Genomic DNA, 14,584 nt, shown 5'->3' on the forward strand with positions numbered 1-14,584 from the left:
TGCAGAAAATCTTGTTAAAACAGAAACCGGGTTTCTAGTATGGACAGACAACTTTATTTAATTAATTTCTGCTAGCAGTTCGTCCAAAGCTTCTTGGCTAAACTCAACTTCCGGGAAATCAGAAGGAGTATAGCCACCTGCCTCTGGGGATAAACAGTGGGTAATAATAGTTTCTAAGGCTTCTATATACTCATTAGCCAGATTTTCCACAGTGGCCCAAGAATGAAAATGCTCGCTATATTGCCACTCTAATTTCAGCTTCCCTTCAACAACTAATCCATCTACACTTAACAAATGGCGGCGCTGTCCTTTGGGGCTGTGAATAGAACCGCTAGACTCGTGGGCAAATTTCCATTCCAGGGTTGCTAACTGTGTTTGATCGAATTGACCTAAGTAGTTAAAGCTCACCTCAGCTTTGGGGAACGCTTGTAATTGATTGCGATCGCTCTCATTCGGGCTAAGATATCGCAAGATGCCGTAATCAATACCCCGGTTGGGAATACGTCGTAGTTGCTCTTTTACCGACTTGAGAACCTCTCCGGGATCGTTGCGATCCTCAAGTTGTAAGAGAACGGGGAATATACTAGTAAACCAGCCTACCGTGCGGGACAAGTCCACATCATCAAACAAGTCCTCTCGTCCATGACCTTCTAAGTCAATCAGTAGGGAGTAAGAACTTGTCCAACGAGTGAAAGTTTGCACCAATGCCGTCAGCAGCACATCGTTAATTTGAGTGTTGTAGGCTCCAGGGACATCCTGTAACAGAGCGCGAGTCTGTTCTACACTCAGGTATACAGATACAATTTGACTAGAAGCTACAGTGTTATCTTGAGCAACAGCAGCATAATCCAACGGTAAAGGAGCAATTGGGAACTGCATTGAGTCCAGCCAATAATCTAGCTGTGAGTGGAGTTCTTGACTGCGGGCATAATCCTGCAATCGAATTGCCCAATCCTTAAAGGAAGTTGTTTTTGCAGGTAGTTGGATACTTTTGCCAACTTCTAATTGTTTGTATGCCTCAGATAAGTCTTCTAGTAAAATCCGCCACGAGATCCCATCGACAGCCAAGTGATGGATGACGATGAGTAACCGTCCGGGAGAATTGCCTAAGTGAAACAGAACGACCCGCATCAGCGGCCCATCTGCTAAGTTCAGCGTCCTTTGTGCTTCATCTGCCCTGATTGCGATCGCCTTTAACTGTTCTGCTGGGGGCAGATATGACAAATCTGCAATACCCAACGATACATCGCTTGCATCACTGTTGTACTGCTGCCATTGCCCATCCTGCTGCACAAACCGCAGGCGTAAAGCATCGTGATGGGAGAGTAACTTTTGTAATGCCTGCTCTAGTAATTCCGGTTGCAAATTTGCAGGAACTTCTAGTAGGAAGGATTGGTTAAAGTGATGAGGTTGAGGTAGATTTTGCTCAAAGAACCAGTGCAGAATCGGTGTTAGAGGGACAACCCCTGTAACTAAACCTTGTTCTGATTGAACCGAATTAATTATACCAGCAACAGTAGCTAATTCAGCTATTGTTTGGTGTTGAAATAATTGTTTGGGAGTCAGTTTGAGTCCAGCTTGATTAGCTTTGGCAATAATTTGCATACTAATGATGGAATCTCCACCCAATTCAAAGAAATTATCGTGGATACCAACTTGTTTTAGTACTAAAACATCCCGCCAAATCTTTGCCAAGACTTCTTGAGTATGGGTATGGGGTGAGACAAAGCTAGTAAATTCGTCGGAATCGAACTCCGGTACTGGTAATGCCCGACGATCTACTTTCCCGTTGGGGGTAATCGGCAGAACTTCTAGAAATGTGAAGGATGCAGGAACCATGTAATTGGGGAGCTTTGACTTAAGAAATAGGCGTAGCTCATTACTGGTTGGCTGTGTCAATTCTGGGATGATGTATGCTGCCAAACTCTTAACACCAGGTATATCTTCTCTGGCGATCGCCACAGCGTCACGTACCTGGGGGTGTTGAGTTAAAGTAGCCTCAATTTCCGAAAGTTCAATGCGGAAGCCGCGAATTTTAACTTGGTGATCAATGCGACCCAAGAATTCTATATTGCCATCGGCTTGATAGCAAACCAAATCGCCCGTCCGATAAAGTCGTCCTTCGGGTGCGAAAGGGTTACGAATGAAGCGTTCTGCGGTCAAGTCGGGACGGTGGAGATAACCCCGTGCCAAGCTCTCACCACCAATGTACAATTCGCCAGTGACACCAATGGGTACAGGCTGCAACAGGGAATCTAGTATATAAACTTGGGTATTAGCGATCGCTCGCCCGATCGCAGGTGGTAAGTAAGCTTGTTGTCTTTTAGGAACAGTACCGGATGTTGCGACTACAGTATTCTCCGTTGGCCCGTAATTATTCACCACCTCAAAGGGATGAGAAGTTGAAGGATACTGATGAAGTTGATCTCCACCTGTGAGCAAAGTTCGCAAAGCAGCATTGGCCGGCCAATTTAATGACAGAACTTTCTCGGCCATTGGTGTCGGGAGGAAGCTAATGGTTATTGCCTTTGACAACAGCCAGTCTCGCATTTGCTCAGGGTAAAGCCGGGTTTCATCATCGGGAAAGTGGATACTCGCTCCAGCCATCAGATAAGGCCAGATTTCCCAACCACAAGCGTCAAATGCTACTCCAGCAACTTGTGTTACTCGGTCAAAGGACGACACGGCAAAAGCTTGTTGATGCCAAAAGACGAGATTTAATAATCCTCGATGTTCAATTTGGACTCCTTTGGGTCTGCCGGTGGAACCGGAGGTGTAAATCACATAAGCCAGATTGTCAGTTGTCACCGTGTGAGGTAAATTCTCTGCGATCGTGCTGAAGGTTGCGCTATCAAGACAAACTACCCGCGCTTGATGTGGCGGCAGTGTTGTCACCAGACTTTCCTGGGTCAGCAGTACCGATACCTGGGCATCTGCTAGCATGAACGCCAACCGCTCTTGGGGATATGCCGGATCGAGGGGTACATAAGCCCCACCAGCCTTGAGAATGCCCAGCAATCCTACCAACATTAAGGGCGAACGCTCAATGCAAATTCCCACTAAAACTTCTGGTTTCACACCTAAAGTTTGCAGATAGTGCGCCAACTGATTGGCGCGGAGGTTCAATTGTTGGTATGTGAGAGACTCATTCTCATAGACTACTGCGATCGCATCTGGTGTTTTTTCTACCTGCTCCTCAAACAACTCATGGATGCATTTGCTGTGAGGATAAGGCGTATAAGTATCATTCCATTCCACTAACAACTGATGTCGCTCCGGCTGACTCAGCATTGGTAATTCACCAATGGATTGATTTGGATTAGCAATAATCGCTGCTAACAAAGTCTGGAAATGACTTGTCATCCTCGCAATGGTATCTGCCTCAAATAGGTCGCTGTTATATTCCCACGAACCTATTAGTCCCGCTTTTGTCTCCCAAACTGCCAAGGTCAAATCAAACTGAGATGTTCCACGTTCTACAAATTGAGGAGTCAGGGTGACATCAGGCAATTCTAATGTATCCAACAAGAAATTCTCTAAGACAAACACCACTTGGAATAGGGGATTGTAGCTGAGAGAACGTTCTGGTTGCAATGCTTCTACCACTTGTTCAAAAGGAACGTCTTGGTGAGTGTAAGCGGAGGTTGCAACTTGTCGCACTTGAGAGAGAAACTCATTGAAACTGGGATTTCCTTTAATCTGGTTACGCAGTACCAATGTATTGACAAAAAAGCCAATCAATGGTTCTATTTCCCTGCGGTTGCGGTTGGCAATGGGGCTACCAATGCAGATATCATCTTGACCACTGTAGCGAAACATTAAAACGACGAAAGCCGCCAGTAGGGTATGAAATAGGGTAGCTCCTGACTGTTGGCTGAAGGTTTTGATTTGCTTGCTCAAATTCTGGTCAATTTGAAATTCCTGGGTAGCACCACAGAAAGTCTGAACGGCGGGGCGTGGTTTGTCTGTGGGTAGTTCTAATAAGGGTGGCGCATCGGCTAACTGTTGCTTCCAGTAATTTAGTTGCTGTTTTTGAATTTCCTCAGTCAACCACTGTCGCTGCCAAACTGCAAAATCAGCATACTGGATGGGCAACTCAGGGAGGAGTAAAGGAGAACTAAGAGTAAAACCTCGGTAGAGGGTGGACAATTCTTGGATGAATATCCCCATTGACCAGCCATCCGTGATTATATGGTGCATGATCAATACCAGGATATGGGACTCCGATCCCAGGCGCAGTAAAGTAACCCGCAACAAAGGGCCATTACTCAAATCAAAAGGTTGGCGAGCTTCCTTGGTGACAATCTGTTGTACTTCTGATTCTTCTATACCTTGGAAGTCTAAAACTGGCATTACCAACGCCAAGCTAGGAAAAATTACCTGCAAGGGTTTTCCATCCACTGCTGGAAATGTTGTCCGTAAAATTTCGTGGCGGCGGATGATTTCGTTGATACTTTGCTGTAGAGCTTCTACGTTGAGTACACCTGCAACGCGCAGCTGTAAACCCTCGTTATAAAATGGGCTTTGGCTTTCTAATTGATAGAGAAACCACATCCTCTGCTGGGCAAAGGATAAAGGCAACTCTTCAGAGCGTTCTATAGATGGTATTGGCTCAAAAGAGGAGTCTGTTGCAATCTGAGCTTCTTCTAGAAAAGCCAGGATTTCTGATTTGCGCCCTAACAGTTGGTTTTTCAGGTCTGGGTTTATCACTCCCTTGGGAGCGCGATAATTTAACTGGCCGCCTTCCAGCCAAATTTTGATGCCTAAACTATTTAAATAAGATACAAATTCTATTATTGTCATTTATAATACGCCTCCCTCATATTCTTTTTCTGCGTCATCCATAGCTGCATTCCATGTGGTGACAACAGTTTGTAGCGCCTCCAGACTTTCTGCCAAACCAGCTACAGTCGGGGATGCAAAAAAACGATTTGGCGACAATTCAACAGAAAAAGTCTCGCGCAACCGAGAAATGACTTGGAAGGCTAGCAAAGAATTTCCTCCCAGTTCAAAGAAGTTGTCATGAATGCCGATCTGGGGTATGCCTAAAACTTCTTGCCAGGTTTGAGCTATTTGCCGTTCCGTTTCGTTTCGGGGAGCGATCGCTCCTATACGAGTCATCCCCCTAGCCAATAATTCTCGATTAATTTCGCCCTTGGCAGTGAGAGGCATTTGTGATAGTTGCACAAAGTCACAGTTAACAGTTGTTGTGAAGCGATCGCGCACTGTAAAATCTGATAACTCTGGTACGGCAGCACCGTTACTCGTAGTGAAATAGGCAGTTAATTTCTGTAACCCTGAAAACTCCAAGGTAAAACGCCGAATTTTGGGATTGCTACCATCTAAACCAACTATCAGCTGTGGTTGGTCATGATATAAACCAGCCAAGAAGGAATACAATCCTTGTTGCAGGCTCATCTCATAAAAGCCTTGAGCGCGGGTGATTTCTTGCCTCTGATAACCCTTGTTAATCCCTGTATCACGCCAAATTGTCCAAGCAAAGCAATAGCTGTGCAACCCACCAATAGAACGTTGGTATTGATTAAAGCTTTCCAAAAAATTGTTAGCAGCAGCATAAGCAGAAATTGTAGCGCCACCAAAGAAACTTGCTAAAGATGAAAAGCTAATGAAAACCCCCTGTCCTTGCTTCTCTAAAACTTGATGCAGTACCCAAGCACCTAAGACTTTGGGACGTAAAATTGCAGCTAAACTCTCTGGTGTTTCATCCACTAACATTTGTTCGTGATAAGTTCCCGCCAGATGAATCACCCCATCTAACTGACTTCCCCAGTTAGATTTGACTTTTTCTACTACTTGCTGTGTGGCTTGCAAGTCGCAGATATCCACTGCCTCATAAACCACCGCTCCAAGCTGCTTTAATTCTTGATAAGCTTTAATTTTGTCTGATATTGTTTTGGATACAACGTCCGTACTTGGTAGAGGAGTGCGACCTAGTAATAGCAATTTGGCATTAAAAAACTTAATCAGATATTTAGCAATTTCAATCGCAACACCTCCAAGTCCACCACTAATCAGATACATTCCTCCTGGTTTAAAGGGAAGTTCTTGCTTAGGTTTGTCTTGCAGTTTGACTTTTTCCAAACCTGCAACAAAACGCTGTCCATCCCGGTAAGCAACCTCTTGGTCTTTTGATAAAACCTGGAGTTCTTGTAGAAGATAGTTACCATCCACCTGTATTGAATTTGGTGTCAAATCGATGTGGCGGCAATTTAACCAGGGTATTTCTTGGGGAATAGTTTTAACTACACCTAGAACTGGGGATTTTTCATAAGCTATCTTGTCTGTTGGTTGTGTCGACTGGGTATAGCTAGAAACAAATAATAATTGAACTAAATCTTGGGATACCTGAGTTTTTGCTAGGGCTTGGACAAGAAACAATAAACTGTAAATTCCCTGCTCTTGGGCTTTTTCCAGAGCTTCTATGCTTTTGATTTCTACGCCATATTCTTGATAATTCCACAAATGCAAAATTTGACCAATGGTCAGGTTGTCTGCCTTTATAGTCTCAAACAATAGCTGATAATGACCTGCATTTCCAGGAGTTAAACAGAAATTATTAGGACTTTTTTTAGTAAAATACGATCCAGGTGAGACACACAGATATGGCAAGTTTTGCTTTTGCAATTGCTGACAAACAAATGTACCTAATCCAAACTCGTCAAGGAATACTATAGTCAGGCTATTTTGGGATAAAGTCTTTAAAACCTTGGCTTGCTTACGTCGCCAGACTTTTTGGTAGAACCAATCAGGAATCGTGTTGGTATTGTCTAGTAAGATATCGAATCGTTTGAGAATTAAGTTAAATTCACCTGCATGGAAGCGATCGCTAAGTTGCGATCGCTGAATTTTACCAATAACGGTTTTGGGAATATCTTCTTTAGCTAATAAAATTAAATAATCAGGATTTAAACCGATTTGGTTCACCACTGTCTGGCGAATTTTCTTCAGTAACTCTAACAGTTTAGCTTCTTCTGTAATTGGCGAACTGAAGAAAATAGCCAGTTTCTCTGTTGCATCATCAGCATTGCACACTGCACAAGCGGCAGTGTAGGACACTTCAATTTCTGCAATTTCTTCAACTACTGCTTCAATTTCATGGCTGTAGTAGTTGGCTCCATTGATGATAATAGTTTCTTTGGCACGACCAGTAACCACTAATTGTCCGTTGGTAATAAATCCTAAATCTCCAGTATCAAACCAGCCATCTTTTAAAAAGGATTGACCGTTGGCATTGTGGTTGTTGTAATATCCTGGAGAAACGGCATCGCCTTTAACTTGCAAACGCCCTATGGTGTCTTCTCTTAATACAGAGTTTTGCTCGTCTACTATGCGAATGGTAATTCCAGGAATGACTGAGCCTAAATCAGTAAAAATACTGTAATTCGGATGATCTATTTTTACTCGTTTAATAGTACCTTGCAATATAGATTTGTCTACTCTATGGAACAACAAAGGTGCTTCTTGGAGAGGCTGATAATATGTAATTCCCGAACCCATCTCAGCCATACCAAAGGCTGGGCGAATTGCCGTTGCTTTGAGTCCATAGGCAACCAAGTTTTCTCGAAAATCCTCCACAGCTTTACTAGATACTGCTTCACCAGCTGTCAGTAGAAATTTCACGCACGATAAGTTCCAGTTTTGTTCTGGTTCTTGTTTGAGAGAGTCATTAACTATCGCATAAGCAAAGTTGGGTGCCCAGCTATGAGTAACCTGGTATTTATTAATTAAATCCAACCAGTTGAGAATGCGACCCAAGATATATTCTTTCTGTGCATAAACCAGCGTGCAACCTAATTCCACACCACGAATATGCCAGTCGGAAATGCTGCCAATGTGATCGAACGGCAGCCAATTCAAAATTACATCTTCTGACTCGTGTTGATTAAGTAGGTTAGCTCCTCTGGCGCGAGCAATGAGATTTTGATGAGTCAATTGAACGCATTTTGGTATTCCTGTACTGCCAGAAGTCAGGTTGAAAATAGCTACCTCATCTGGTTGACTATGGTGATATTGTTTACTGACAGTATTGTTTTTTAATACTTCAATTGTGCCTATCTTGAGGCGTTCTGTTGGTAGCCATTGCGATAGTAATTCTATCTCTGGTTTGAGAACTTCTGTAGTTAAGATAACTGGACTATCTAAGAACGGCCAAATATGACAAAGCTTATCCACCACCTTGTTTGATTCTCTATAAGTCGGTGGCACTTCCATGATTACGGGAACAAAGCCTCCCAATATGCAGCCCCAAAAAGCTGAAATAATGTCACAGCTAAGTTCCATTTGCAATATGACTTTGTTTTTTGGCTTGAGTCCCAACTTTCTCAAACCAGCAAGAATCTGCTCTGCAACTTCCAGTAACTCAGCGTATGATTGGCGTAGTTCTGTGCCATCGGGCAACAGGTAAATAATTCCCCCACTTGTAACCTGTTGAGCAGCTCTTTGCAAAACTTCGGGCAAGGTAATAGGTGCATTGGGATCATCCGGTAGAATACCGCCGTGGCTGATGGCAAGTGGCTTTGGCTCTGAGAAATGCTGTTGTGTATTGGCTTGGGAGCCTATGGGAATTGGGGTAACGTTAGCGATGGGCAAAACCCCGCCTCCCGCGATCGCGTTCTTGTCTTGCCAATCTGGGATCAAATCCGATAAATGGAGTGAGGGGATATTCTTTCTCAACTCCTGCACCACTACCACTGCCTGTTCAATTTTGTGATGCGAGTTTAGTTGCTTTTCTACTTGCTCAATTAAACTTTCATCAACAATAGGAATGTTCATCAGAGCCAATTCGTCTACCTCTCCTGTGGCAGTTAAAGGTATATATGATACTGGTACTACGGCTTTGGGTAATAATGCTTCCCCGGACACATTTTGAAGATAAGAGCGAATTTGCTTTAGCGAGTTATTTGAGCTTGAAACAATATATGGTACAACTTCCAGTGGATATGTTTTATTCACAATCACTGTGCATTCCTTTAATGGAGCTTTCTCCAATAAAACTAATTCAAATTTAGTTTTTATTTGTTGTATTTTTTTCAAAAATAAACTCTCTTCTTCTAAAAAATTCATTTTTTACACTCTTTACTATAATTTAAATATACTTAAAAATTACAAGCTTATACTTACTAATCTATAATTTAGGCAACCGAAAAACTATTGTAAACACTACTCTGTTTTATATTGCAAAATATAAATTTTGCTGTTATTTTATATCAATTAATTCAGGAATAGCCTTTTTTTGTTATATCAATTTACTATAGATAATATTTAGAAATTATTGTTGTATTAAAGTACAAAATTTATGAAATTAGTCTGTTTAACCTAAATCTTTTAAATAATCTCAGTTTTGTCAATAAAATGCAATAGCAGTTAAGACAGTTAAGAAGATAATAAGGTGGACAGTTAAGACAGTTAAGACAGTTAAGACAGTTAAGAAGATAATAAGGTGGACAGTTAAGACAGTTGAGCAAATATTTAACTAACCTTCATATAGGAAATTGACTGCTTTATATTAACTTCTTAAGATAGGAATCCTATTTGATTTTTGAAAGAAATTACGAGAAAATACGGTTAAGTGTACAAGTGTAAGAGTAGACAATGATAACTCAGCATCTACAAACTTCATCGCCTCTATTCGCCTTGGGATAACCTGTTCCATGCCGCAGCATCTGAGCATTAATAGGGAAAGGCAAACCAGCTAATTCACCAGCCGGCTCAACAATCCCCCATTCACGCACAAATAATTGGTAACTTTTTAACAGTACTGTCTGTTTGCCACAATATGAATATCGACCGATTGCAGTCACTTAAGCAAAAACTGACGAATGACGCAGACTTGTCCGATATCTGGCTATTTTATATGGATCATTTTGCAGATTGGCCGGAATTTACTGACCTGGGTGAGCCTGCCCATAATAAATATCTAGATGCTGTCCTCCAAAAAACTTGTCAGCAGATGTTTAGCAGGGCAATAAATATTAGTGACTTTTTGCTGATCTACATAGCTCCATATCATTTATTTCATGGAGCTTTCCTTTCTTGATGGACATATTGGGGGTGTGATTTATTTCGAGGATATCAAAATTGGGTTACTTGCAGTGTCGGCAGATTATCCCCCTACCGATGCGGTTAAGTATTCACGTTTTACTGAGATGATTCAACTGTCGGCTCCTAATGGCAACGATGTCTACGACTGGCTACGCCTACGCAATTGAGATTCACTCTTTAATGTATAGTCAAGGGAATCCCGTTATCTTTGGGTTTTAAATTGAGAATAAACGGAACAGCTTTCAATACCCAATCGGACACGGGTGTATAATTAGCAGCTTCTTCTCCAAAGCTAATAGAAAGCATATCTGTATGAATAATACCTGGATTGAGGGGTATAGCAGCCATACCAGTTGGCAATTCTTGTGCCAAAGAACGAGTTAATCCTTCGATTGCCCACTTGGAAGCACAGTATGGTGCAACTTGGGCTGAAGTCGAACGTCCCCAGCCGGAACTAAAGTTAACAATAATACCCCGTTTCTTTTTCACCATTGCTGGTACGAAATGGCGAATTATATTCGCTACTCCTTTGATATTGATATCTATTAGATCAGAAAATTCTTCAGATGGTATTTCCCACAAAGGTGCTGGATAATTAGTAATTGCCGCATTATTAATTAATATATCTGGCGGTTCATATTTTTGAAGTACGTCTAGTGCCCATTTTTTTACAAGCTGTTCATTTGCTACATCTACAGAAGTGAAATCGTTGGGCGCACTAAAATTCTGGCGTATTTTATCAATAGCATCTGATGAACGGGCGCAACCAATAACAGTATGCCCTTGTTGAATAAAACCCTCGGTCATCGCATAACCTAGACCTTTACTTATGCCTGTAATTAAGATGAGCTTACTCATATTTTTCTGCTATTCCTGTTCTGAATCAATAATTCGTGGAAAAATAACCACTACCTCTTGCTGTAATAATGAATTCTGGGTTGTTGGGGTCTGATTCTACCTTTGTCCGCAATCGTGAGATATGCACATCTACCACACGGGTATCTGTATTCATCTCTGGTACAAAACCCCACAATTGCTGTAATATTTCTAACCGCGAATAAATCTTTCCCGGCTGTAACTACGTTGTAGCCAATCATTTCTAACCGCGTCTGTAAAATTCGGCGGATGCTGGCTTCGTCATCTACTACTAAGATTGTGCCTTTATCACCTGATAAGTTTCTCAACGCTGTTCCTCCGCAGCGAGAACTCTCAACCATCTATTATCTGCTTATTAGGAGTCGAAACCGCAAAACAGTATTGACACGGAATCTCTTGACATTCCCGAAACATTTACCCAATTGGAAGATCCTTTTGTCCAAGAATGGAAGAAGTTAAGCTATTGCCGTCCCTGCCACACTAGCAGAGATTTTTGAATTAACCTTAGCGTAGCCACTGATACCACCTGCTGCAACTGCAATATCTAAATCGTATAAATTATACAGATCCTGATAAAACATTCAAAAGTGGTAGATGAAATTGAACTTATTTACCTAGCAAGATACAAGAAGTATTCGATGTTTTATGTTCTAGTGAAAAACAAGGGAACTAATAAGGGATTTTGCGGAGGTCGAGGAAGCAAATCTAAAAGCGGCTTTAGCAAAGGTTCAAACTGAGGAGGAAGTTCAGGTAGGATAGCCTCACTTTTTTTGCGATGGCGTAACCGCCTACTGGAAGCGATCGCCACATACTTAGTTGCAATAGTTGCAGATTACTTTAAGTGAGATTAACCTGAAGGCTCGAAACTAAGCCAATCACAATTACAACAGGAGAACATCGTGCAAATCCAAATCCATACCGGCCATAACATCGAAGGTCACGAAGCACTAGCAACTTAGGTTAATGGTGTAGTGGAAGAGAGCCTGAGCCGATTCAGCGATCGCATCACTCACGTTGATGTTCACCTGAGCGATTTACAAACTCAATTAGGTAAAGGCAGCACTTACCTTAAGACCGTGGCTTGACAAGGGAGATTTAAGAGTATGACCGAATCAGTATAGCCACAGTGATTCATTCTTGAACCGATTTTCCATCGAAAAATTCGATGATTTGATCCGTCCTTTCACTGTTCCATCCATTTAAAAGAACTGAACCTCAAATACCCAACAGTCAGCGAAGAAAAGTATCAAAAGCTTATGCAAGCAAAGGCAATATTTGAAAGCAACCAATAAAGCTAGAAATCAGAGTTATCAAAAAAACAGGAAATAGATAATATGACATCTATTCAAGGAAACACAAAAATTTCCCAGGTCGAAACCCTTGCCAAATTATACCTGGAAGGCGACCCTGCCGAAATTTCTGATGCAACACTCGCAGAACTGTGTGATTGGCTCTGGGGTGAGTTTCAGAGTACCCCGCTCAATCTAGAATTCTCATGGTACGAGCGCTATAACAATGCCGCAGAGATGTTTACTGACATCAAGCAAAGTCATCTCTGGGTATCTCCCGATAATTACGACACAACGATGGGACTTAACCCCATCTATAACTTTATTTTCCAGGGAATGCACGACAATGACCACTACCTCACTCAGAGCGATTTCAGCCTAAAAGGAGAAATCGCCACCTACAATGCCACCGCCAAACGTGCGCCCAGCCTGGACATTCAAAAGATTATCTATTCTGAAAGTGTGCTGAGACCGGCTGCCTATATTTTCTTAGGTCATGCGCCGATCGCCAAAATTGTCTTTCCATAATTCAATACAGACACTCAATCTATAAGTGTCTTTGTCGCTCAAATTAATCTCTCTGCAACAAAGGAAACATCCCATGACTACAAGCATACTCTCATTGAAGATAACCAAAATTCGTTGGGCGGACATCATTGAGTATCCCCAGCATGGAGCTAAAAGTAAGGTTCTGCTAGAAGATGGAAACTGCCGCTATACGCTGATGTCTCTGGCGGCAGAATCGACCATTGCAGAACATACCAATCCTCGCAATGCGACTGTGAATGTGATTGAAGGACAAGGCGTGCTGACGCTGGAAGATCAAGAGATTGTTCTAGAATCTGGAGTCTTTGCTTTTATACCCGCCAACGCACGCCACGCGCTTAAAGCAGCAACTAACCTCGCCTTTTTATTGACGCTTTCTGAACAGGTTGCCAACTCCAAACATTGACCTAGACGCATTCACTCTAGCTCATGCAGGATATCGCTTCAAAAAACTAAGACACTAAACATCATGATTCGACTGCTCGTTAATTTTTTGGAAGCCTTGTTGAATACTTTTTATCAGGGTCGCGATCGCGTCTTTGCACGATTTTTTGTACTGGAAACCGTTGCCCGTGTACCCTATTTTGCTTTCACCTCCGTTTTACACCTCTATGAAACGATGGGCTGGTGGTGCAAATCTGACTGGCTAAAAGTGCATTTTGCAGAGTTCTGGAATGAACTGCACCATCTGCTGATTGCCGAATCCCTCGGTGGCAATGATCGCTGGTACAATCGCTACCTTGCCCGGATAAGCACAAAAAGCTCTATCCCCTACAAGCACATCATTAGGTTTTAGAAAACTAGTCACGCTTGGATGTCCTCGACCCCTTACGGTGGGACAAAAAGGGCTAGGATGCGAAACAGTATAACTGAACAAAATTCGCGGTCTGCTAACCCTGTTCTGTCACTTGGGGAGAAGCCAATGCCTGAAAGCCTTTGAGAGCTTTATTTTTCAGCTTTTGGCTATAAATTTTAGTTTCTGTTAGAAAAGAAAAGCTCAAAACTTTATCAAATCAAAGTTTCAGAGTTTCGCTCCGATTATTGTTTTCCGAAAGTGACAGAACAGGGTTAACACAACAATTTTGTAATTTTTAAAAAGTGGTAATGCTTTTTTAAAAACTGCGTGTTGTCAACCCAGTACGACAAATAATTTGTTATTCTACACCTTCCTTAATTATCTTTTAGTAAAGAAACTACTAAAGTAAAAACATAATCTGAAAGTTCTATTTTTTGATTACTCTTGGGATAAGGTTCAGCCTTAATAAACTCTATTAAATAATTATCAATTTTTTTGATAGCTAAATCCCTTCTGCTTGCATTGTAAATCAAATTTGATTTTCCCAAATCTTTCTTATCTACTAAAATTTTAACAATAATTTGTATTTGTCCTGCCCAGAAACAATTTAGATCGGAAGGACATCTTGAATCTTCTGTTACGTCTAGTAAAGTTAGTTCAACCTCTCCAGAGTTTATACTAGCAATTTCACTAATTTTCAATTGAAACTGCTCTCCAAAATCAGCACTAACCATGTTATGTCGTGTTTCATTATAAAATGTATGAGTTAAAAAAAGATTTGTATTTAATTTTTCTGGTACATATACTACTAAGGCATGATTATTAGCCAAAATCACACTAATAAAGAGAATAAAAATCAAACTCAAGACAATCAAAATTTTTGATTTGAATTTTGTCGATTTAAAGGTCATTTTTTACAATTGAAGGTAAGCTAAATTTTTCCAGAAAATCTCAAGACTCTGAACTCCATCAATCGCGGAACTCCAAAGTGTTGCGTCACAAACAAATATGTTAG

10 protein-coding genes and 1 pseudogene are annotated in these 14,584 nt (G+C 41.5%); 4 read left to right on the plus strand and 7 right to left on the minus strand.

The annotated features are described in order from the left end of the window. Nucleotides 1-57: 57 nt before the first annotated feature. From IQ274_RS07000 to IQ274_RS07010, 3 genes are all read right to left on the minus strand, one after another. Nucleotides 58-4,803 (minus strand): non-ribosomal peptide synthetase, encoded by a 4,746-nt coding sequence (locus tag IQ274_RS07000; RefSeq protein WP_194141803.1) that lies wholly within the window; start codon nt 4,801-4,803, stop codon nt 58-60. Further along, entirely contained in the window at nt 4,804-8,973 is a 4,170-nt protein-coding gene (locus IQ274_RS07005) for an SDR family NAD(P)-dependent oxidoreductase (protein ID WP_322745211.1), read from the minus strand. A 647-nt stretch (nt 8,974-9,620) separates the two neighbouring features. Beyond that, nucleotides 9,621-9,821: a hypothetical protein gene (locus tag IQ274_RS07010; protein WP_175586673.1), complete on the minus strand. Its 201-nt coding sequence runs from the start codon at nt 9,819-9,821 to the stop codon at nt 9,621-9,623. 216 nt (nt 9,822-10,037) lie between these two features. Between IQ274_RS07010 and IQ274_RS36355 the strand changes: the two genes are divergently transcribed. Continuing rightward, complete coding sequence (locus IQ274_RS36355) at nt 10,038-10,229, plus strand: hypothetical protein (protein ID WP_228058076.1); 192 nt, start codon at nt 10,038-10,040, stop codon at nt 10,227-10,229. Between the two features lie 10 nt (nt 10,230-10,239). Here the strand turns inward: IQ274_RS36355 and IQ274_RS07020 are convergent, their stop codons facing one another. The 3 genes and pseudogenes from IQ274_RS07020 to IQ274_RS07030 all read right to left on the minus strand — a co-directional run bounded on the left by IQ274_RS07020 (nt 10,240) and on the right by IQ274_RS07030 (nt 11,519). Further along, complete coding sequence (locus IQ274_RS07020; protein ID WP_163929424.1) at nt 10,240-10,920, minus strand: SDR family oxidoreductase; 681 nt, start codon at nt 10,918-10,920, stop codon at nt 10,240-10,242. A 9-nt stretch (nt 10,921-10,929) separates the two neighbouring features. Next, nucleotides 10,930-11,279, minus strand: a pseudogene (locus IQ274_RS37960) (winged helix-turn-helix domain-containing protein). 114 nt (nt 11,280-11,393) lie between these two features. After that, nucleotides 11,394-11,519: a hypothetical protein gene (locus IQ274_RS07030; RefSeq protein WP_322745215.1), complete on the minus strand. Its 126-nt coding sequence runs from the start codon at nt 11,517-11,519 to the stop codon at nt 11,394-11,396. A 753-nt stretch (nt 11,520-12,272) separates the two neighbouring features. Between IQ274_RS07030 and IQ274_RS07035 the strand changes: the two genes are divergently transcribed. The 3 genes from IQ274_RS07035 to IQ274_RS07045 all read left to right on the plus strand — a co-directional run bounded on the left by IQ274_RS07035 (nt 12,273) and on the right by IQ274_RS07045 (nt 13,569). After that, complete coding sequence (locus IQ274_RS07035; protein WP_163929423.1) at nt 12,273-12,755, plus strand: transposase; 483 nt, start codon at nt 12,273-12,275, stop codon at nt 12,753-12,755. A 73-nt stretch (nt 12,756-12,828) separates the two neighbouring features. After that, nucleotides 12,829-13,179 (plus strand): cupin domain-containing protein, encoded by a 351-nt coding sequence (locus IQ274_RS07040; RefSeq protein ID WP_163929422.1) that lies wholly within the window; start codon nt 12,829-12,831, stop codon nt 13,177-13,179. 63 nt (nt 13,180-13,242) lie between these two features. Next, entirely contained in the window at nt 13,243-13,569 is a 327-nt protein-coding gene (locus tag IQ274_RS07045) for an alternative oxidase (protein WP_228058078.1), read from the plus strand. A gap of 374 nt (nt 13,570-13,943) precedes the next feature. On the opposite strand, the gene IQ274_RS07050 is transcribed toward IQ274_RS07045, so the two are convergent. Further along, nucleotides 13,944-14,480 (minus strand): hypothetical protein, encoded by a 537-nt coding sequence (locus tag IQ274_RS07050; protein ID WP_194141805.1) that lies wholly within the window; start codon nt 14,478-14,480, stop codon nt 13,944-13,946. Nucleotides 14,481-14,584 lie beyond the last annotated feature (104 nt).

The sequence above is a fragment of the Nostoc sp. LEGE 12447 genome (genome assembly GCF_015206985.1).
Taxonomy (GTDB): Bacteria; Cyanobacteriota; Cyanobacteriia; order Cyanobacteriales; family Nostocaceae; genus Nostoc.

What these genes read in the sequence shown, in the direction of transcription:
- IQ274_RS07000 (WP_194141803.1), bottom strand. Translation starts at nt 4,803, where the DNA reads ATGACAATAATAGAATTTGTATCTTATTTAAATAGTTTAGGCATCAAA.
- IQ274_RS36355 (WP_228058076.1), top strand. Translation starts at nt 10,038, where the DNA reads ATGGAGCTTTCCTTTCTTGATGGACATATTGGGGGTGTGATTTATTTC.
- IQ274_RS07020 (WP_163929424.1), bottom strand. Translation starts at nt 10,920, where the DNA reads ATGAGTAAGCTCATCTTAATTACAGGCATAAGTAAAGGTCTAGGTTAT.
- IQ274_RS07030 (WP_322745215.1), bottom strand. Translation starts at nt 11,519, where the DNA reads ATGTTTTATCAGGATCTGTATAATTTATACGATTTAGATATTGCAGTT.
- IQ274_RS07035 (WP_163929423.1), top strand. Translation starts at nt 12,273, where the DNA reads ATGACATCTATTCAAGGAAACACAAAAATTTCCCAGGTCGAAACCCTT.
- IQ274_RS07040 (WP_163929422.1), top strand. Translation starts at nt 12,829, where the DNA reads ATGACTACAAGCATACTCTCATTGAAGATAACCAAAATTCGTTGGGCG.
- IQ274_RS07045 (WP_228058078.1), top strand. Translation starts at nt 13,243, where the DNA reads ATGATTCGACTGCTCGTTAATTTTTTGGAAGCCTTGTTGAATACTTTT.
- IQ274_RS07050 (WP_194141805.1), bottom strand. Translation starts at nt 14,480, where the DNA reads ATGACCTTTAAATCGACAAAATTCAAATCAAAAATTTTGATTGTCTTG.